Origin of the sequence: Massilia arenae (genome assembly GCF_008014745.1) — a bacterium.
GTDB classification, from domain to species: domain Bacteria; phylum Pseudomonadota; class Gammaproteobacteria; order Burkholderiales; family Burkholderiaceae_D; genus Telluria; species Telluria arenae.
Genome location: NZ_VPFD01000004.1, coordinates 456582 through 476192, shown reverse-complemented (window position 1 = coordinate 476192; position 19611 = coordinate 456582). Strand labels below are relative to the sequence as shown.

At 65.5% G+C, this 19611-nt stretch carries 15 protein-coding genes; 11 read left to right on the top strand and 4 right to left on the bottom strand.

Features of this window, described 5'->3' with window-relative positions; translation table 11 throughout:
• Positions 1–218 precede the first annotated feature (218 nt).
• Positions 219–620: a putative quinol monooxygenase gene (locus tag FVD38_RS06290; protein ID WP_147934014.1), complete on the bottom strand. Its 402-nt coding sequence runs from the start codon at positions 618–620 to the stop codon at positions 219–221.
• A 93-nt stretch (positions 621–713) separates the two neighbouring features.
• Between FVD38_RS06290 and FVD38_RS06285 the strand changes: the two genes are divergently transcribed.
• Positions 714–2348, top strand: coding sequence for a M28 family peptidase (locus FVD38_RS06285; RefSeq protein WP_147934013.1), 1635 nt, complete (start codon positions 714–716; stop codon positions 2346–2348).
• 26 nt (positions 2349–2374) lie between these two features.
• Here FVD38_RS06285 and FVD38_RS06280 read toward each other — a convergent pair whose 3' ends face one another.
• Both FVD38_RS06280 and FVD38_RS06275 read right to left on the bottom strand, forming a co-directional pair.
• Positions 2375–4945, bottom strand: coding sequence for a hybrid sensor histidine kinase/response regulator (locus tag FVD38_RS06280; protein WP_229493437.1), 2571 nt, complete (start codon positions 4943–4945; stop codon positions 2375–2377).
• 125 nt (positions 4946–5070) lie between these two features.
• A complete protein-coding gene (locus FVD38_RS06275) occupies positions 5071–5601 on the bottom strand; it encodes a GNAT family N-acetyltransferase (protein ID WP_147934012.1) in 531 nt (176 codons plus the stop codon).
• A 256-nt stretch (positions 5602–5857) separates the two neighbouring features.
• Here FVD38_RS06275 and FVD38_RS06270 point away from each other — a divergent pair, with 256 nt between their 5' ends.
• The 4 genes from FVD38_RS06270 to FVD38_RS06255 all read left to right on the top strand — a co-directional run bounded on the left by FVD38_RS06270 (position 5858) and on the right by FVD38_RS06255 (position 11826).
• Entirely contained in the window at positions 5858–6328 is a 471-nt protein-coding gene (locus FVD38_RS06270; RefSeq protein WP_183407589.1) for a chemotaxis protein CheW, read from the top strand.
• A gap of 13 nt (positions 6329–6341) precedes the next feature.
• Positions 6342–8045 (top strand): methyl-accepting chemotaxis protein, encoded by a 1704-nt coding sequence (locus tag FVD38_RS06265; protein ID WP_147934011.1) that lies wholly within the window; start codon positions 6342–6344, stop codon positions 8043–8045.
• 219 nt (positions 8046–8264) lie between these two features.
• Positions 8265–9965, top strand: coding sequence for a methyl-accepting chemotaxis protein (locus FVD38_RS06260; protein ID WP_147934010.1), 1701 nt, complete (start codon positions 8265–8267; stop codon positions 9963–9965).
• A gap of 220 nt (positions 9966–10185) precedes the next feature.
• On the top strand, positions 10186–11826 hold the full coding sequence (locus tag FVD38_RS06255; protein ID WP_147934009.1) for a methyl-accepting chemotaxis protein: 1641 nt from the start codon (positions 10186–10188) through the stop codon (positions 11824–11826).
• A gap of 101 nt (positions 11827–11927) precedes the next feature.
• On the opposite strand, the gene FVD38_RS06250 is transcribed toward FVD38_RS06255, so the two are convergent.
• Positions 11928–12962, bottom strand: coding sequence for a porin (locus tag FVD38_RS06250; RefSeq protein WP_147934008.1), 1035 nt, complete (start codon positions 12960–12962; stop codon positions 11928–11930).
• Between the two features lie 590 nt (positions 12963–13552).
• On the opposite strand from FVD38_RS06250, the gene FVD38_RS06245 reads away from it, so the two are divergent.
• The 6 genes from FVD38_RS06245 (at position 13553) to FVD38_RS06220 (ending at position 19559) form a co-directional block, all read left to right on the top strand.
• Complete coding sequence (locus FVD38_RS06245) at positions 13553–13810, top strand: family 43 glycosylhydrolase (RefSeq protein ID WP_229493435.1); 258 nt, start codon at positions 13553–13555, stop codon at positions 13808–13810.
• A gap of 25 nt (positions 13811–13835) precedes the next feature.
• Positions 13836–14891 carry an aldose epimerase family protein gene (locus FVD38_RS06240; RefSeq protein WP_147934007.1) on the top strand — a complete coding sequence of 352 codons (1056 nt, stop codon included), beginning with the start codon at positions 13836–13838 and terminating at the stop codon, positions 14889–14891.
• The gene (locus tag FVD38_RS06235; protein WP_147934006.1) at positions 14888–15769 is read left to right on the top strand and encodes an SMP-30/gluconolactonase/LRE family protein; all 882 of its coding nucleotides are present in this window, start codon (positions 14888–14890) and stop codon (positions 15767–15769) included. The genes FVD38_RS06240 and FVD38_RS06235 overlap by 4 nt, the downstream gene beginning before the upstream one ends.
• Positions 15770–15966: 197 nt before the next feature.
• Entirely contained in the window at positions 15967–17709 is a 1743-nt protein-coding gene (locus FVD38_RS06230; RefSeq protein ID WP_147934005.1) for an IlvD/Edd family dehydratase, read from the top strand.
• Positions 17710–17755: 46 nt separating this feature from the next.
• A complete protein-coding gene (araD1, locus tag FVD38_RS06225; protein WP_147934004.1) occupies positions 17756–18748 on the top strand; it encodes an AraD1 family protein in 993 nt (330 codons plus the stop codon).
• Between the two features lie 55 nt (positions 18749–18803).
• Positions 18804–19559: an SDR family NAD(P)-dependent oxidoreductase gene (locus FVD38_RS06220; protein WP_147934003.1), complete on the top strand. Its 756-nt coding sequence runs from the start codon at positions 18804–18806 to the stop codon at positions 19557–19559.
• Positions 19560–19611 lie beyond the last annotated feature (52 nt).

Genomic DNA, 19611 nt, shown 5'->3' with positions numbered 1-19611 from the left:
AACCCAACAATCAATTCGCCCAGCATAGCTTTTGCACGGAACAAAGGCCAGCTACGGCGAGGAACATGATCGCACGATACTGAACAATTAGGGTCAGAGTCGAATTGTTTGACAACTTTGAGGAATTGCCCAATAAGTCTACTCTGACCCTAATTGTGTGTGGGTCATCTGATGAGGCTGGGAGCAATAGACGGCTTTGGGTTGGGAATAAGGCGGTGTCAGTGGGCGAGGCCGTGGCCGCCGATTGGTTCGGTTTCGAAACGTTCGCCGAAGCCGGCGATCAGGGGCCGGCCTTTTGCGATGGCGGCTTGTACCGACGGCAGCGACAGCGAGGCCTTGTGGCTGGCCTGGTCTTTCCAGGTCTCGGTGATCCAGATGGCGTCCGCGTCCTGCGCGTCCTTCGCGATCACGTAGGCCAGGCAGCCGGGCATGCCGGCGGTGCCGTCCAGCAGGATGGCGATGAGTGCGTCGCGCTGGCCCGGTTGGGCGCGCATTTTTCCGATCAAACCGTACATCTTGGGCTTCTCCATGTCGATGGTGGTAGTGGTGGTGCCGGCGTGCGCGCCGGCCAGCGGCGTGACGGCCAGGGCGACGATGGCCATGCGTCGGGATACGGGCATATGCTTCCTCCTGGCGTCATTGCAGAGTGACCGACAGTATAGAGCCCGGTTGGTTTAAGATGGTCTTTTTCACCACACCGTCACGGAACATCGATGCGACTTCATCCCCTTGCCCTGGCCGCCAGCGCCGTCGTTCTTACCCTGTCACAGGCAGCGCACGCCCAGCAGCCGTCCGCCATCTCCGAAACCGCGCTGCGCGCGCACCTGTCGTTCCTGGCCGATGACCTGCTCGAAGGCCGCGGCACCGGCCAGCGCGGCGGCGACCTGACGGTGCGCTACCTCGAAACCCAGGCCGCCCTGATCGGCCTGCAGCAGATCCCCGGCGGTGGCTATCGCCAGAAGGTCGAGATCGAGGGCAGCAAGCTGGTCGAGGGCAGCGCCACCTTCACCGCCGGCGGCAAGACCATCAAGCCGGAACTGGGCAAGGGCATCGTGATGGGCACCAGGAGCGGCAAGAAGAACGTGGCCTTCGACGCGCCGCTGGTCTTCGTCGGCTACGGCGCCGCGGCGCCGGAAGAGAAATGGGACGACTACAAGGGCCTGGACGCCAAAGGCAAGATCCTGGTCATGATGGTCGACGATCCGCAGCCCACCGCCGAGGAACCGAACCGCTTCGCCGGCAAGGCCTATACCTGGTATGGCCGCTGGGTCTATAAATTCGAGGAAGCCGCGCGCCGCGGCGCCGCCGGCGTGCTGCTGATCCACACCACGCCGTCCGCCTCGTACCCGTGGAGCGTGCCGGCCAACGGCTTCGGCAACGAGCGCTTCGGCCTCAAGGGCAACGGCAATCCAATGGAAGGCTGGCTGCACGAAGACACCGCGCGCGAGCTGTTCGCCGCCGGCGGCCATGATCTGGACAAGTTGCGCGCCCAGGCTGAGCGGCGCGATTTCCGCCCGGTTGACCTGAAGGTGGCAGGCAAGGTCGCGTTGCGCTCGACCATCCGTCCGGTCGAACAGTTCAACGTGGTCGGCATCGTGCCCGGCAGCGATCCGAAGCTGAAAGAGCAGGCCGTGGTCTATTCCTCGCATTGGGATCACATGGGCATGATCGACGCCAAGCCCGGCGACGATCCGAAGGCCGACCGCATCTACAACGGCGCGATCGACAATGCATCCGGCACTGCCGCGCTGCTGGCGATGGCGGCCGAAGCCGTCAAGAAGCCGGCCAAGCGCACCCAGATCTTCCTGTGGCCGGCGGCCGAAGAGCAGGGGCTGCTGGGCGCCGCCGCCTATGTCGCCAAGCCGGTGTGGCCGCTGGCGCAGACCGCCGCCGACCTGAACCTGGATAGCCTGAACTTCGTGGGCCGCACCAGGGACATCGGCGTGGCCGGCGCCGAACGCAGCTCGCTGTACGAGACCTCGCAGCAGGTGGCGAAATCGATGGGCCTGAAGATCGCGCCGGCCGTTCCCGACCTGTCGGGCGCCTACTTCCGCGCCGACCACTTCGCCTTCGCGAAGGCGGGCGTCCCGGCCTTCAACGTCGGCTCGGCCGTGTTCTCGGGCGACGGCCACTTCGAGTTCGAGCACCACCAGCACGAATCGAGCACCAACATCAAGGGCTTCAAGGAGCACTACCACCAGGTCAGCGACGAATACCGTCCGGAATGGGACCTGTCGGGCATGGTGCAGCAGGCCCAGTTCACGCTCAACCTCGGCTACGCCGTCGCCAATGCGCCGGCCATGCCGACCTGGAAGAAGGGCGAAGCCTTCGGCAGCGTGAAGCGCTGAGGTGAAGCGCTGATCCGAACGTCGGGCTAGGCGGCGCTGGCCGCCGCCAGGATTTTTTCCAGCTCACCCATGTCGACCGGCTTCACCAGGTGATGGTCGAAGCCGGCGAGGCGGCTGGCCTCGCGGTCCTGGGCCTGGCCATAGCCGGTGACCGCCACCAGCAGCGCCCCGGCGGTGGCCGGTTGCGCGCGCAGGCGGCGCGCCAGTTCGTGGCCGTCCATGCCGGGCAGGCCGATGTCGAGCAGGCAGGCGTCGGGCACGAAGGCCTCGGCGCGCGCCAGCGCCGCGAACGGGTCGTGCTCGACCGCGACTTCGTGGCCGGCGGCGCCGACGTACATCGCCAGCACCTGGGCCGCGTCGACGTTGTCGTCCACCACCATCACCTTCAGTGCGTGCGCCGTTGCCGCCTGCGCCGCGTCGAAGCCGGCGCCGGGCGCGCCCACGCTGCGCTCGGCGCAGCGCGGCAAGGTCACCGTGAAGGTGCTGCCCTGGCCCTGGCCGGGGCTCTCCACCGCCACGCTGCCGCCGTGCAGTAGCACCAGGCTGCGCACCAGCGCCAGCCCGATGCCCAGGCCGCCCTGGGTGCGGTCCGGCGTGCGCTCGCCCTGCACGAACATCTCGAAGGCGCGATCCAGCTCGTGCGGCAGCATGCCGATGCCGTTGTCGGCCACTACGATGCGCAAGGTTTTCTCGTCGAGTTCGAGCGCCACCGTCACTTCGCCTGCCGCCTGCGTGAACTTGACCGCGTTGTGCAGCAGGTTGCCGACCACCTGCACCAGGCGCTTGCGGTCGCCCATCACCCAGGCCGGCGCGGGCAGCAGTTCCTTGTGCAGATGGTGGCGCTTCTGGCGCAGCGGCTCGCCCACCTGTTCCAGCGCCTCCAGCACCACTTCGTTGATGTCGATGCGGTCCTTGGACAGGGCCACCAGGCCGCGCGTCACGCGCGACACGTCCAGCAGGTCGTCGACCAGGCCGGCCATGTGGCGCGCCTGGCGCGCGATGATGGCGCTGATCTGGCGCGTGCGCGCCGGATCGAGATTGTCCTGGCCCAGCAACTGGGCGCCGGAGGCGATCGGCGCCAGCGGGTTTCTCAGCTCGTGCGCCAGCATGGCCAGGAATTCGTTCTTGCGGCGGTCGGCTTCGCGCAAGCCTTCCTCGGCGTTGACGCGGTCGGTGACGTCCTGGATGGTGCCGCGCACCGCCGTCACCCGGCCCTCGGCATCGTGCACCGCTTCGCAGTGCATGTCGATCCAGATGCGGTGGCCATCGCCGTGCAGCACCTGCAGCTGCAGGCGGCCGTTGCCGCCGTCGCGCGCCAGTTCGCGCAGCAGGGCGTCGACCTTGTCCCACGATTCTTCGGGCAGCAGGGTGCCGCGCTGCTGCGCGTAGGGCGACAGCTCGCGTCCGTAGATATAGGGCACCGATTCGGAGGTCTCGACCGCGCCGGTCGCCAGCGTCAGGTGCCAGGTGCCGAAGCGCGCCATGCGGTGGGCGTCGCGCAGCTCGGCTTCCTTGACCGCCAGCGCCTGGGCGCGCTCGCCCAGCAGGCGTGATGCGGCGCCGATCGCCTCGGCCACCTCGGCGGTCTCCCTGACGTAGGCCTGCGTGAAGCGCGGCGGATCCTCTCCCTTGCCCAGCGCCACCGCCGGCGCGGTGAGGCCCTGGACCGAACGGGCCAGCCGGCCGCCGATCTGCCAGGCCAGCCACAGGCCGATCGCGAACAGCAGGGTGACGCCGATGAGCAGCACCGCCAGCGGCTCGAACAGGGTCTGGTTCAGGTTCGCGCGCGGCACGCCGATCGCCACATGCCAACCGGTGGTGCGCGAGCGCGAATAGAAGGTCAGCAGGGTCGTCCCTTCCTGCGACACCGAGGGCACGATGCCCTCGCGCGCGCGCAGCAGGGCGCGGTACAGCGGATCGGTAACGCGCTTGCCGACGAACAGTTCGGGGCTGATATTGCGCGCGAAGATGATGCCGGCGGCGTCGACCACCGAGGCGCGCGCGCCGTCCGCCACCGACTTCGGCGAGAGCATGTCGTCGAAGTAGCCGGGCCGCACGCCGACGCTGAGTACGTAGGCGACGCGGCCATCGACCATCACCGGGACGTCGAGGCTGACCGTGGGGCGCTTGAGCACCGCGCTGGTGAACACGTTCGACACCGAGGGTTTGCCGCTGGCGAATACGGATTCCAGCTGCTCGGTGGGCTCGATCGGGAGGTTGGCGCCATAGGGGCGGCTGGTATTGAAGATCTGCTGTCCGCCGCGGTCGCGCAGGACGGCGCTCATGTCCGGGCCGGCCAGTTGCAGGGCCTGGCGTGCCTGGCGGTGGGCGCGCTCGAAATCGGCGTTTTGCAGCGCATCGAAGGTGGACAGGGTCTGGGCGATCGCCTGCGCCTGCAGCAGCTTGCTGTCGACCGTGTGCACCAGCGCGCGCACGGTCTGCATGGTGTTGCGCTCGTACTGGGCGCGGCTCTTGCGGTATTGGTCGATGAACAATAGCGACGCGCCGACCACGCCCGGCAACAGGGTCGCGAGGACGAGCCAGAGCAGGTAGGCCCGCAGCGGCCTGCGGGTCATGGTGGAGGAGGCGCCAGTCACATTGCTTTCCAGAACGTTTGAACCGGCGATTCTACGCGCAATCGTGCCGGTGCACACTCAGCTTCGCGGTAGCGTGTGGCGGGCGCCACGGCAGCTTGGAACGCACCCGTTGCGGCCGACGCGCATCAGGGGCGGCTGCGGGTGAACAGTGTCTTGTAATAGATCGCCGTCGCATGCCAGCGCCCGTTCGGGGTGCAGGCGTATTCGGGCAGTTCGCCAACCCGCTGATAGCCGCTCTTGCGGTACAGCTGCTCGGCCTCGGAACCGGCCGCCGTGTCGAGGAACAGCAAGCCGCGACGCAGCGCCAGCGCCTCGATTTCGAGCGCCTGCATCAGGGCGGTGCCGATGCCCTGGCGGCGCTCGGTGCAGTGCACTAGCACCTTCTGCACCTCGGCGCGGTTGTTCCCGTTCGGTTTCAGGCACAGGTCGAGCTGGGCGCTGCCGACCAGCTGGCCATCGCGCTCGGCGGCCAGCAGCACGCGCCGCCCGGCGCCGACCTCGTCCGCCACGCCCTGCCAATAGGCGTCCAGCTGGTCCTGGTCCAGCCCGTTGAGAAAGCCCAGCGAATGGCCATCGGCGACGGCGTCGAGCAACAGCGTGGCCAGTTGCGGCCGGCGTTCGGCGATGGCGCGCGGGTCGAGTCGGCGGATGATCATGAGGTGCTCCTGTGGGTGGATGGGGCGCCGGTTGGGGGCGTGACGATGTGATATTTCCCAAGCACAATGTATGCCAGCCTTGGGTTGACGATTCGTGTGAACGGGTCAAATCCGTTGCAGCGACACCATAGTTAAATCAAGAAGTCGACGATATTTTACAGTTGTTAACACTTGTCCATCGACAGCCAAAAACGAAACCGGTAACGTTTTTCCTTTGGGAAATTCAGTAAAACCAGCCAACCGGATCATGGACGATATGGAAACGAGCAACGACAACGAAGTGCTGTCCTTCCGCCTCGGAAAGGAAGAATACGCGATCAGCATCCTGAAGGTGCAGGAGATCCGCGGCTACGAAGCCCCGACCCGCCTGGCTAGCGCGCCCGACTACCTGAAGGGCATCATCAACCTGCGCGGCGCCATCGTTCCGATCGTCGACATGCGCTTGAAGTTCGGCATCGGCGAGGCGGTCTATGACGCCTTCACCGTCGTGATCATCCTGAACATCGAACATCACGTGATCGGCATGGTGGTCGACAGCGTCTCGGACGTGGTGACCCTGACCCCGGACCAGGTCCGGCCCGCCCCCGAGATGCAGGCCACGCTAGACGGCAACTGCCTGCTCGGCCTGGGCACCGTGGACGAGCGGATGCTGATCCTGCTCGATATCGACAAACTGATGCAGTCCGACGAGCTCGGACTGGTGGCGGCGCTGCCGCGCGCGGCGTGAGGAGAATACAAGAATGAAACTGGCAAACCTGAACATCGGCAAGCGCCTGGCGCTGGGCTATGGACTGATCTGCGCCATGCTGGTGGTGATGATCGTGATGAGCAATGCGATGCTGGGCCGGATCAATGCCGGCACCGACGAGATCGTCCACGGCCGCATGCCGCGCATTGCGATGACCAACCAGATGCAGGCCGAGATCAACGATATCGCGATCGCGCTGCGCAATATGCTGCTGACCGACGATGCCGCCGACCACGAGCGCCAGGTGCGCGACATTATGGCTTCGCGCGCCGCGATGGACGAGATCCTGGCCAGGCTGAAGGACGCGCTGCACAACCCGGATGCGCTGGCGCTGCTCGACCAGATGCGCAAGGAGACTGCCCACTACAAGACGGGCCAGGACGCCATCATCAAGCACGTCGCCGCCGGCGAGGTGGAAGAGGCGCGCACGCTGCTGGGCGAAGAGCTGCGTCCGCTGCTGGTGCGGCTGAAGACGGCGACCAGGGAGCAGACCGCCCTGCAGAACGAGATCGCCGACGCCGCGGCGCGCGATGCCGAAGCCACCTACCGCAACACCAGCGCGATGATGTGGGGCTTCGGCGCCGTTGCGCTGGCGCTGGCGGCCCTGGTGGCCTGGTGGATCGGACGCTCGATCACGCGACCGCTCGGGCGTGCGCTGGACGTGGCCAATACCGTTGCCGCGGGCGACCTCACCAGCCGCATCGAAGTCACCAGCCGCGACGAGACCGGCCAGCTGCTGCAAGCCCTCAAGACCATGAACGAGAGCCTGGCGCGCACCGTCGGTACCGTGCGCGTGGGCACCGACACCATCGCGGTGGCGGCCGGCCAGGTGGCGGTGGGCAGCCAGGACCTGTCGAGCCGCACCGAACAGCAGGCATCGGCGCTGGAAGAAGCGGCATCCTCGATGGAAGAGCTGACCTCGACCGTGCGCCAGAACGCCGACAATGCGCGCCAGGCCAACGTGCTGGCCGACGCCGCATCGAACGTGGCGGCGCGCGGCGGCGCCGTGATCGCGCAGGTGGTGGGCACCATGGATGCGATCAACGCTTCATCGAGCAAGATCACCGACATCATCGGCGTCATCGATGGCATCGCCTTCCAGACCAATATCCTGGCGCTGAATGCGGCGGTGGAAGCAGCGCGTGCCGGCGAGCAGGGCAGGGGCTTTGCCGTGGTGGCGAGCGAGGTGCGCAACCTGGCCCAGCGCTCGGCCGCCGCCGCCAGGGAGATCAAGGGCCTGATCGGCGACTCGAGCGCTAAGGTGGCCGACGGCAGCCGCCTGGTGGCCGAGGCCGGCGCTACGATGGTGGAAATCGTCGACAGCGTGCGCCGCGTGACCGACATCATGGGCGAGATCAGCTCGGCCAGCCTGGAGCAGACCGAGGGCATCGAGCAGATCAACGTGGCGGTGGCGCAGATGGACGAGGGCACGCAGCAGAACGCGGCCCTGGTCGAGGAAGCGGCGGCGGCGGCGGCTGCGCTGCGCGAACAGTCGACCAGGCTGGCGCAGGCGGTGTCGGTGTTCCGGATTGACGGCGAGCAGATGCTGGCGGCGTCGACTGCGTCGGTGGACGTGACGCCGGCGCGGATGGCGCCACCAGTGCGACCAGTGCTGGCCGTGAACAAGGCGGCCGTGCGACCGGCTGCGGCGAAATCGAAAATGACGGCGAACGCAGGGGAGTGGGAAGAGTTCTGAGTTCGACGGGGCGCGTTCACGACGAGGCAGGCTGCGGCCTGCCTTTTTTTCGACCGTCGGTTTCGATCCACGGAAAACTTGCTATCCGTCTATAAATACCGACTTTGCCGCCATAGCCGGCCGTTATTGCTGCCTGTACATCGCCAGCAAGCGCATCTGAATTTAGCCTGTTTCAAATTGGAAACAGGTATTAATCTTTAATTAAGTCGGATCATCATTATGAAACTGCAGAACCTTAATATCGGCAAGCGCCTCGGCCTTGGCTTCGGCGCCATCGGCCTGATGCTGGTCGTGATGCTCGGCCTGAGCAACATCATGCTCGCCCGCGTCAACGACGGCACCCGCCTGCTCGTCACCAACCGCATTCCCGTCATCGAATTGACCGCGCGGCTCGAATCCGAGAACAACAATATCGCGATCGCCCTGCGCAATATGATGCTCAACGCCGATGCCGCCGACCGCCAGAAGCAGGTCGACCAGATCAGGGCATCGCGTCGCGTGATGGACGAGATGCTGGTCGGCCTCGACAAGACGCTCGCCACACCGCAGGGACGCGAGATCCTGGGCCGGATGACCAGCGCGAGCGGCAGTTACCTGGCCGGCCAGGAGGCGCTGCTCAAGCTGATCGCCGCCGGCGGCGACGAAGGCGCCCGCACCTACCTGGCGCGCGAACTGCGCCCGGTCCTGGCCCGGCTCAAGGGCGCCACCGCCGAGCAGATCACGCTGCAGAAGGAGCGCAGCGTGCGCGCCGGCATCGAGGCCAAAGACACCTACCGCAGCACGACCTGGCTGATGTCGATCGTCGGCGCGCTGGCGCTGGTGCTGGCCGCCGTGGTGGCGTGGTGGATCACGCGCTCGATCACGCGGCCCCTGGTCCGCGCGCTGGAGGTGGCCAATACCGTCGCCGCGGGCGACCTCACCAGCCGCATCGACGTCACCAGCCGCGACGAGACCGGCCAGCTGCTGCAGGCCCTCAAGACCATGAACGAAAACCTGGCGCGCACCGTCGGCACCGTGCGCGTGGGCACCGATACCATCACGGTCGCCGCGGCCCAGGTGGCGTCGGGCAGCCAGGACCTGTCCAGCCGCACCGAACAGCAGGCCTCGGCGCTGGAAGAAACGGCGTCGTCGATGGAAGAACTGACCTCGACCGTCAAGCAGAACGCCGACAATGCGCGCCAGGCCAACAAGCTGGCCGAATCGGCATCGAACGTCGCCGCGCGCGGTGGTGAAGTGATCCACCAGGTGGTGCATACCATGGACCAGATCAACGCCTCGTCGACCAAGATCACCGACATCATCGGCGTGATCGACAGCATCGCCTTCCAGACCAATATCCTGGCGCTGAACGCGGCAGTGGAAGCGGCCCGGGCCGGCGAGCAGGGCAGGGGCTTCGCCGTGGTCGCGAGCGAAGTGCGCAACCTGGCCCAGCGCTCGGCTGCGGCGGCCAGGGAGATCAAGGGGCTGATTGGCGATTCGAGCGGCAAGGTGGCTGACGGCAGCCGGCTGGTGGCAGAGGCGGGCGCGACGATGCAGGAGATCGTCGAGAGCGTACGCCGCGTGACCGACATCATGGCCGAGATCAGCGCCGCCAGCCAGGAGCAGACCGCCGGCATCGAACAGATCAACCGCGCAGTGGCGCAGATGGACGAAGGCACGCAGCAGAATGCCGCGCTGGTGGAAGAAGCCGCCGCGGCGTCGGCCTCGATGCAGGAGCAGGCGGCCAAGCTGGCGCAGGCGGTGGGCGTGTTCCGGATCGATGGCGAGCAGGCGCGGGCGGCGACCCCGCAGCGGGTCCTCGTGGCGCCGCAGCGCGTGCCGAGGACTGCACCGCGGGTTGCGCCGGCACGGACGGTTGCGCAGCCGGCAGCTTCCAGGAACAAGACGCCTGTCGCAGCGGGCGAGTGGGAAGAGTTCTGAGTTCTGGAACAGTGAGCAGATGACGGCCAGCCTGGGCTTGCCGTTTTTTGTCATATTTGACATTATTTATTGTCAAAATAGTGCATATCGTCCAGAAAACGTAACAATCAGACCAATACTCCCATTTTGTTAGCGTGCACACATCGTCATAGTTCGAACTAGAACTTACTCTTCTTTCCGATTGGCAATATCTATTATTAGATTGGAAAGAGGAGAACACATGAAGTTAGCAAACCTGAGTATCGGCAAGCGCTTGGCGCTGGGATTCGGCGCCGTCAGCCTGATGCTGGTGTTGATCAGCGTTCTGAGCAATGCATCCATCCTGCGCCTGAACAACGGCACCAGGGAGATCGTCGAGCACCGCATCCCGGCCATCGAGATGAGCAACCGGATCGACGCCCAGATCAACATCATCGCCATCGCCGCCCGCAACATGATGCTCAACGCCGATCCGGCCGACCGCGGGCAGCAGATGCAGGCGATCGACAACGCGCGCAAGGTGATGACCACGACCCTGGCCGAGATCGAGCCGACCCTGATGGCGCATGCCGAATCGATCGGCATCCTGCGCCGCATGGAAGCGGCCAGCGCCAGCTACCTGGCCGGTGCCGACCAGCTGGTCAAGATGATCCAGGCGGGCGAGGACGAGCAGGCCAGGGCTTACCTGGTCAATGAGCTGCGTCCGCGCCTGGCCGCCCTGCAGGCAGCCACCGGCGCCGAGCTGGCGCTGCAAAAGCAGTTCAGCACAGCGGCGGCGCAGGATGCGGCCGCGACCTACGGCAGCACCATCCGCCAGACCTGGGGCCTGGGCCTGTTCGCGCTGGCGCTGGCCGCCGGCATCGCCTTCTGGATCACGCGCTCGATCACGCGACCGGTGGCGCGCGCGCTGGAAGTGGCCAATACCGTGGCCGCGGGCGACCTCACCAGCCGCATCGACGTCTGCACCCGCGACGAGACCGGCCAGCTGCTGCAAGCCCTGAAGACCATGAACGAAAGCCTGGCGCGCACCGTCGGCGCCGTGCGCGCCGGCACCGACACCATCGCGGTGGCGGCCGAGCAGGTCGCGGCCGGCAGCCTGGATCTGTCGGGCCGTACCGAGCAGCAGGCTTCCGCGCTGGAAGAAACCGCGTCGTCGATGGAAGAGCTGACCTCGACCGTGCGCCAGAATGCCGACAATGCGCGCCAGGCCAACACGCTGGCCGAATCGGCGTCCGGCGTGGCCGCGCGCGGCGGTGACGTCATCCACCAGGTGGTCGACACGATGGATGAGATCCAGGCGTCGTCCAGCAAGATCAGCGACATCATCGGCGTCATCGACGGCATCGCCTTCCAGACCAATATCCTGGCGCTGAACGCGGCGGTAGAAGCGGCCAGGGCCGGCGAGCAGGGACGCGGCTTCGCGGTGGTGGCGACCGAAGTGCGCAACCTGGCCCAGCGCTCGGCGGCGGCGGCCAAGGAAATCAAGGTCCTCATCGGCGACTCGAGCGACAAGGTGGCCAATGGCAGCCGGCTGGTGGCCCAGGCCGGCGCCACGATGGAGGAGATCGTCGACAGCGTGCGCCGCGTGACGGACATCATGGCCGAGATCAGCGCGGCCAGCCTGGAGCAGACCGCCGGCATCGAACAGATCAACGGCGCGGTGGCGCAGATGGACGAAGGCACGCAGCAGAACGCGGCCCTGGTGGAGGAGACCGCTGCCGCATCGAATGCGATGCAGGAGCAGGCGGCGCGGCTGGCGCAGGCGGTGGCCGTATTCCGTATCGCCGCCGGTCCGGCGCTTGACGCGCCAAGGGCCGTCGCCCACGCGCCGGCGCGCAAGCGTCCGGCGGTCGCCGGCCCTGCGGCGGCGCCGGCGTTCTAAAGGAATCGAACGACCAAACAAAAACGGCAAGCCGCAAGGCTTGCCGTTTTTTCTTTACGCTTCAAGCCAGGTGACGAGCACCCGGCTTGAGGCTACGTCGCTTAGAACGAGTGACGCACGCCGATGTTGTAGACCTGTGGGTCCGAACCGAAGGCGTTTGCAGGCATGGCGATCGCGGTGCCCGAGCCGGCCAGCGAGAACACGCCGGTGCTGTTGTTACGCAGCTTGGCGTACGAAGCGTACACGTTGGTGCGCTTCGACAGGGTGTAGGTGTAGGCCAGGGTGATTGCCTTGCCTTCTGCATCGCCCACTTCCTGCTCTTGCTGCTGGTAGTTCAGGTAGACGCGGTTGGCGCCGAAGCCGTACGACACGCCGGCGTTCATCTGCTCGTACTTGTTGTTGATGCCGCCGAGCAGTTCCGGATCCGAAGCCAGGTAGCCGCCGCGGACTTCGAAGTTGCCGAACTTGTAGCCCAGGCCAACGCCGTATTCCTTGCTGTCGCCCGATGGCAGGTCTTCCTTGTTCTGGTAGGCGGCGCCGGCGTAGAAGCCTGCGTTCGCGTATTCCAGCGACACGCCGGTGATGTCGCCGGTGTCTTGGGCAGCGGTCTCGTTACGCTCGCCCGCGCCGTAGGCTGCGCGCACGGTGAAGCCGTTCAGGGCGTTGCTCTGGTAGTTGACCGAGTTGTCCAGGCGGCGGGTCAGGCGGGTAGCGCTGAATGCAACGAGGTTCGAGCCGTAGAAGCCCTGGCCCAGGGTGTCCGAAGCGCTGGCGATGGCAGCGATCGGGCCGTATTCACGGCCGACGGTCACGGTACCGAAGGCGCCTTGCAGGCCGACCACGGCGCGGCGGTCAAACAGACGCGAGTTGGTCGCGCCGGTGTCGGCGGCGACAGCGGCTTCGATGTTGAACAGTGCTTTCAGGCCATTGCCCAGGTCTTCGGTACCGCGGAAGCCGAGACGGCTTGCCGACTGGGTGCCCGACGACACGACGGTACGGCTGCTTTCGCCTGGCGCATCGGTGTTTTCGACGCCGATCGAGGCGTCGATCATGCCGTACATGGTGACGCTGGTTTGTGCTTGGGCGACCAGTGGGAGTGCCGACACGAGGGCGATGGCAAGAATTTTGTGCTTCATGGATGTCTCTCCAGTGTTTGTTTGTGAAATAGCCTATTTATGATGACATGCCAGACGGACATTTGTCATCGGTCGACGTCCAATCGAAACGGGGTCGAAACTCCCAATTGACAAGCGCAAATCGCCTCTGTGTGACAGCGTTCTCATAGGAGAACCCTGTCCTGGCGGGGTTTCCGGGAGATGCGTGAAGGCGTGAACGACACGTCTGAATTATTGCCTAACGTTAACTTATTGCGTTGCAATAACGCCACATATTCGCTCTTGACATCTGTTGCAGTGCGCAATAACGGTGCGAGCCCATGTGTCCAGAGCAAATGCGACAGCAGCTGGCGATGCGCGCCTGGACACACTCTTCGCTGTTGCCGAACACAAATCGACGGTCCCCATATTTGGTATCGCACTATACATATGCGTTTTTTGCACCGCAGCGGTGCATGGCCGCCAGGCGCGCCGGCGCGTTTTCGCGCCTGGGACTTGACAGGAGTCTCGATACATAAATTGGTATCGAAGCGCCAGAAAATTTGATTGGAACGCTCTACACCGACCACGATGACGCGATGGGCTTGTTGTAGGCCGACGAGGATGCCGACATGCTCGACCTGGCATCGTGGACCAAGTCGGCGCAGCCCGGTTTGCGGTCGTGCTACGATCACGGCGTCTATGGCCCGGGCCACAACAGCTTCACCTATGCCGAAGACGACGACACCGTCATGCTGGTCTACCATGCGCGCACCTATACCGAGATCGTCGGCGATCCGCTCTGGAATCCGGACCGCCACACCTTCGTGAAGCCGCTGCGCTGGGATGAACAGGGCATGCCGGTGTTCAGCCGTCCTTCCACTTATTGATGTGTCGATTGAGGATTCGAACAACGTGCAAACCGGTATCACGCAAGCGCCATTCGGCCAGCTGCCCGACGGCAGGGCCATCACCCAGTTCACGCTGACCAATGCCAAAGGAATGGTGGCGAAGATCATCGACTATGGCGGCGTCATCACCGAGCTGCATGCGCCCGATCGCGACGGCCACTTCGCCGACGTGGTGCTGGGTTTCGACACGCTCGAACCCTATTGCACCGACAGCCCATATATCGGCGCGCTGATCGGCCGCTACGGCAACCGCATCCGGCACGGACGCTTCACGCTCGACGGACAGGAAGTGGAACTGCCGGTTAATAACGGCAGCAACCACCTGCATGGCGGGCCGGATGGCTTCGACCGCGTCAAGTGGGAGGCCACGGTCATCGGTGCCAGCCTGCGCCTGCAGTATCACAGCGTCGATGGCGAAATGGGCTATCCGGGAAACCTCGATGCGACCGTCACGTACACGCTCAACGACGATAACGAGCTGGTGGTGTCCTTCCACGCCGTCACCGACAAGGCGACACCGGTCAACCTGACCCAGCACAGCTACTTCAACCTGGCCGGCGACGGCGACATCCTCGGCCACATCCTGAGCATTGAGGCCGACGCCTTCGTGGCCATCGATGCCGAATCGATCCCGACCGGCGAACTGACGCCGGTGACGGGCACGCCATTCGACTTCCGCATGCCGCGCCCGATCGGCGAGCGCATCGGACAGCCGGACAAGCAGCTGCGCCATGGCGGCGGCTACGACCACAACTTCGTGCTCAACAAGCCGCAGGAGAAATCCTTGAGCCGCGCGGCGCGTGCGTACGATTCGGGTTCGGGGCGCGTGCTGGAATTGTGGACCGAGGAGCCGGGCGTGCAGTTCTACAGCGGGAACTTCCTCGACGGCTCTCTCTCGGGCAAGGGCCGGACTTACCAGCACCGCAGCGGCTTCTGCCTGGAGCCGCAGCATTTCCCCGATTCTCCGAACCAGCCGCACTTCCCGAACACGATCCTGCGTCCGGGCCAGGTGTACCAGACCGAGTCGCGTTTCCGCTTCCTGGTGGAGCCGGGCGCATGATGGACGTGCTGCTCGACGCCGGGCACGAGCTCGGCGAATGCGTGCTGTGGTGCGAGCGTACGGGCCGGCTGCTGTGGACCGACATCCCGGCCGCCACCCTGTGGTCGCATACGCCGTCCAGCGGGCGCACCGTCAGTTGGAAGATGCCCGAGCGCCTGTGCTGCTTCGCGCTCACCGGCAGCGACGATCGCCTGTTGCTGGGGCTTGCCTCCGGTCTGGCCTTCTTCACTTTCTCGAGCGGCAAGGTCACGCGCATCGTCGACGTCGAAGCGGATAATCCATCGACGCGCCTGAACGACGGGCGCTGCGACCGCCAGGGACGCTTCGTGTTCGGCATGTTCAACCAGGACGAGAATCCGAAGCGTGCGGTGGGCGGCTTCTATCGCCTGAACCTCGACCTGTCGCTCGAGCAGCTGCCGCTGCCGCATGCGGCGATCGCCAACAGCATCTGCTTCAGCCCTGACGGGCGGCGCATGTATTTCGCCGACTCGCAGGAGAAGGCGATCCTGTACGCCGACTACAACCCCTGCAGCGCGGAGGTCGGGCGGGTGCACACCTTCGTCGCGGCGGATGCCGCGCCGGGCGAGCCGGATGGCTCCACGGTCGATGCCGAGGGCTATCTGTGGAGCACGCGCTGGGGCGCGGGGCAGGTGATGCGCTTCGCACCAAGCGGCAGGCTCGATCGGGTGGTGTCGCTGGCCGCGCCGCAGCCGAGCTGCCCGGCATTCGGCGGGCCAGATCTATCGACCTTGTTCGTCACCAGCGCCCACGTGGGCATGACCGCGGGCGACCGGGATGCGGCGCCGCTGTCGGGCGCGGTATTCCAGCTGCCCCTGGAGGTGCGCGGCCTGCCCGAGGCACGCTTTCTCCACCGCTGACCTTCATTTCGGGCGGCCAGCGCCGCCCCATCTCCTGCCGATCCAATGCGCTTAGCGATACCAAAAACGGTATCGATGTCGCCAAAAATGTGATTGGAAAGTTATCTGGCCGATCTTTACTATTACTCTCAGTAATCAGGAGACACATGGGCGGGCGCTCGACGCCTCGCCCAGTAAAGAATCGACAGGAGAACTGCATGTCCGGGGAAAAGAAGAAGACGCCGTTGCGCTCGGCGGCGTGGTTCGGTACGCAAGACAAGAACGGTTTCATGTACCGCAGCTGGATGAAGAACCAGGGCATTCCCGACCACGAATTCCAGGGCAAACCAATCATCGGCATCTGCAACACCTGGTCCGAACTCACTCCCTGCAACGCCCATTTCCGCAAGCTGGCCGAACACGTCAAGCGCGGCATCCTGGAAGCCGGCGGCTTCCCGGTCGAATTCCCCGTGTTCTCGAACGGCGAATCGAACCTGCGGCCGACCGCCATGCTGACCCGTAACCTGGCCTCGATGGACGTCGAGGAGTCCATCCGCGGCAATCCGATGGACGCCGTGGTGCTGCTGGTCGGCTGCGACAAGACCACGCCGGCCCTGCTGATGGGCGCGGCCAGCGTCGACCTGCCGACCATCGTCGTCACCGGCGGCCCGATGCTCAACGGTAAACTGAACGGCAAGGACATCGGCTCCGGCACCGCCGTCTGGCAGCTGCACGAGCAAGCCAAGGCCGGCGCCATCACGATGCACGAATTCCTGTCGGCCGAAGCAGGGCACTCGCGTTCGGCGGGCACCTGTAACACCATGGGCACGGCGTCCACGATGGCCTGCATGGCCGAGGCGCTGGGTACCTCGCTGCCGCACAATGCGGCGATCCCCGCCGTCGATGCGCGGCGCTACGTGCTGGCCCATATGTCGGGCATCCGCATCGTCGAGATGGTGCACGAAGACCTGCGCATCTCGAAGATCCTCAAGCGCGAGAATTTCGAAAACGCGATCCGCGTGAACGCGGCCATCGGCGGTTCGACCAATGCCGTGATCCACCTGAAGGCGATCGCCGGCCGCGTCGGCGTGCCGCTCGAACTCGAGGACTGGACCCGCATCGGCAAGGGCACCCCGACCGTGGTCGACCTGCTGCCGTCGGGCCGCTACCTGATGGAAGAATTCTATTATGCCGGTGGCCTGCCGGCGGTGATCCGGCGCCTGGGCGAGGGCGGCCTGATTCCGAACAAGGACGCATTGACGGTCAACGGCAAGTCGCTGTGGGAGAACTGCGTCGATGCGCCGATCTACAACGACGAGGTGGTGCGGCAGCTGGACAATCCGCTGATCGCGGACGGCGGCATCTGCATCTTGCGCGGCAATCTGGCGCCGCGCGGCGCGGTGCTGAAACCATCGGCGGCGTCAAAGCACCTGATGCGGCATCGCGGCCGCGCGGTGGTGTTCGAGGATTTCGATCACTACAAGGAGCGCATTCTCGATCCCGACCTGGACGTGGACGAGAACTGCGTGCTCTTGATGAAGAACTGCGGGCCGAAGGGCTATCCGGGCATGGCCGAAGTGGGCAATATGGGCCTGCCGCCCAAGCTGCTGGCCAAGGGCATCACCGACATGGTGCGCATCTCGGACGCGCGCATGAGCGGCACCGCCTACGGCACCGTGGTGCTGCATGTGGCGCCGGAGGCGATGGACGGCGGTCCGCTGGGCATCGTGCAGGATGGTGACATGATCCAGCTCGATTGCCATGCGGGGCTGCTCAATGTGGAGCTGAGCGATGAGCAGATCCGCGCGCGGCTGGCGGATCGGGCCGAGAAAGCCGTGCCCGTGCAGCACAGCGGTTACCAGCGGCTGTACCTGGATCACGTGATGCAGGCCGATGATGGGTGCGACTTCGATTTTCTCGTCGGGTGCCGTGGGTCTGCGGTGCCGAAGCATTCGCACTGAGTCGATGGAAAGCGTTCAATCACAAAAAATATAGGAGACCCGAACCATGCTGCTCGTCCAATTTCTGACCGAATCGAATGAACGCCGCGTCGGCATCCTGAACGACGCCTCCATCCGCGTCATCGACGGCTACGCCACCACTCTCGACATGGCGCGCGCCGCGATCGCGCAAGGCCAGGGCCTGGCCGCACTCGCCGATGCGGCGGCCGGTGCCAGCCACGCCAGCTACGACGACCTCGCCCGCGCCGGCCGCATCCTGCCCCCGGTCGACCATCCCGATCCCGCCCACTGCTACGTCACCGGCACCGGCCTGACCCACCTGGGCAGCGCCGACACGCGTGACAGCATGCACAAGAAGATCGGCGGCGACATGGCGGCCCTGAGCGACAGCATGAAGATGTTCCGCCTGGGTGTCGAAGGCGGCAAGCCGGCGCCCGGCACGCCCGGCGTGCAGCCGGAATGGTTCTACAAGGGCGATGGCTCGATCCTGCGCGCCAGCGGCCAGGACCTCGACATGCCTGCCTTCTCGCTCGACGGCGGCGAAGAGCCGGAAATCGCCGGCCTGTACCTGATCGGCGACGACGGCCAGCCCTGGCGCCTGGGCTATGCGATCGGCAACGAGTTCTCGGACCACGTCACCGAACGCCAGAACTACCTCTATCTGGCGCATTCCAAGCTGCGCAACTGCGGTGTCGGCCCCGCACTGCTGGTCGGCGAGCTGCCGGCCCACGTGGAGGGCGTGTTGCGCGTCATCGGCCTCGATGGCCAGGTGCGCTGGGAGAAAGCCTTCGTCAGCGGCGAACAGAATATGTCGCACACGCTGGAAAACCTGGAGTATCACCACTTTAAATATGGCCTGTTCAAGCGCGCCGGCGACGTGCACGTTCACTTCTTCGGCACCGCGACCCTGAGCTTTGCCGATGGCGTGCAGGTCAGGGCGGGGGAGACCTTCGAGGTCGAATCGCCAGCCTTCGGGCCGGCGCTGCGCAACCGCCTGGCCGTGCATGACGCCCCGTACGTGAAGGTCAAGCGCCTTTGATGCCGTAAGCTGGCCCGCAGAGGCCTCGGCAAGATAACAAGAGATGGAGACAAGCATGGAACAGATGGGGAACTACCCCAGCCTGCGGGGCAAGCGGGTGTTCGTAACGGGAGGCGGCACCGGCATCGGGGAGGCGATCGTGCAGGCCTTCGTGGAGCAGGGGGCGGTCGTCGCCTTCGTCGATATCGCGCAGCAGGCCAGCGAGGCGCTGTGCGCGCGGCTGGCGGATGCCCCGGCTTACCGTTACTGCGACATCACCGACATCCCGGCGCTGCAGCGCACGATGGCGGAACTGGCCGCGCAGCTGGGCGACTTCGACGTTCTGGTCAACAATGCGGCGAACGACCAGCGTCACGACATCCAGGACGTCTCGCTCGACTACTGGAACGAACGTATCGCCATCAACCAGCGTCCCATGTTCTTCACCTGCCAGGCGGTACTGCCGGGGATGAAGAAGAAGGGCGGCGGTTCCATCATCAATTTCAGCTCGATGTCGTGGCATGCCAAGGGCGCGGGGTATCCGGTCTACGCCACCACCAAGGCGGCCGTGATCGGCCTCACGCGCAGCCTGGCGCGCGATCTTGGCCCGTTCGGCGTGCGGGTCAACACGGTCACGCCGGGCTGGGTCATGACCCAGCGCCAGGTCGACCTGTGGGTCGACGCGGCGGCCGAGGTCGAGATCAAGAAGGCGCAGTGCCTGCCGGGCAAGCTGATGCCCGACGACGTCGCACGCATGGTGCTGTTCCTCGGCGCCGACGACAGCAGGATGTGCACGGCGCAGGATTTTGTCGTGGATGCTGGTTGGACGTGATCGCTGACGCTCGGGACTCGCGTAGACAGGAGATCCCGCTCACTTAAAACAG

Excerpts from the sequence above, each read along its gene's own strand:
- FVD38_RS06250 (WP_147934008.1), bottom strand. The coding sequence starts at position 12,962 with ATGAAGCACAAAATTCTTGCCATCGCCCTCGTGTCGGCACTCCCACTG.
- FVD38_RS06285 (WP_147934013.1), top strand. The coding sequence starts at position 714 with ATGCGACTTCATCCCCTTGCCCTGGCCGCCAGCGCCGTCGTTCTTACC.
- FVD38_RS06245 (WP_229493435.1), top strand. The coding sequence starts at position 13,553 with ATGCTCGACCTGGCATCGTGGACCAAGTCGGCGCAGCCCGGTTTGCGG.
- FVD38_RS06265 (WP_147934011.1), top strand. The coding sequence starts at position 6,342 with ATGAAACTGGCAAACCTGAACATCGGCAAGCGCCTGGCGCTGGGCTAT.
- FVD38_RS06220 (WP_147934003.1), top strand. The coding sequence starts at position 18,804 with ATGGAACAGATGGGGAACTACCCCAGCCTGCGGGGCAAGCGGGTGTTC.
- FVD38_RS06270 (WP_183407589.1), top strand. The coding sequence starts at position 5,858 with ATGGAAACGAGCAACGACAACGAAGTGCTGTCCTTCCGCCTCGGAAAG.
- FVD38_RS06235 (WP_147934006.1), top strand. The coding sequence starts at position 14,888 with ATGATGGACGTGCTGCTCGACGCCGGGCACGAGCTCGGCGAATGCGTG.
- FVD38_RS06260 (WP_147934010.1), top strand. The coding sequence starts at position 8,265 with ATGAAACTGCAGAACCTTAATATCGGCAAGCGCCTCGGCCTTGGCTTC.
- araD1 (WP_147934004.1), top strand. The coding sequence starts at position 17,756 with ATGCTGCTCGTCCAATTTCTGACCGAATCGAATGAACGCCGCGTCGGC.
- FVD38_RS06255 (WP_147934009.1), top strand. The coding sequence starts at position 10,186 with ATGAAGTTAGCAAACCTGAGTATCGGCAAGCGCTTGGCGCTGGGATTC.
- FVD38_RS06230 (WP_147934005.1), top strand. The coding sequence starts at position 15,967 with ATGTCCGGGGAAAAGAAGAAGACGCCGTTGCGCTCGGCGGCGTGGTTC.
- FVD38_RS06290 (WP_147934014.1), bottom strand. The coding sequence starts at position 620 with ATGCCCGTATCCCGACGCATGGCCATCGTCGCCCTGGCCGTCACGCCG.
- FVD38_RS06275 (WP_147934012.1), bottom strand. The coding sequence starts at position 5,601 with ATGATCATCCGCCGACTCGACCCGCGCGCCATCGCCGAACGCCGGCCG.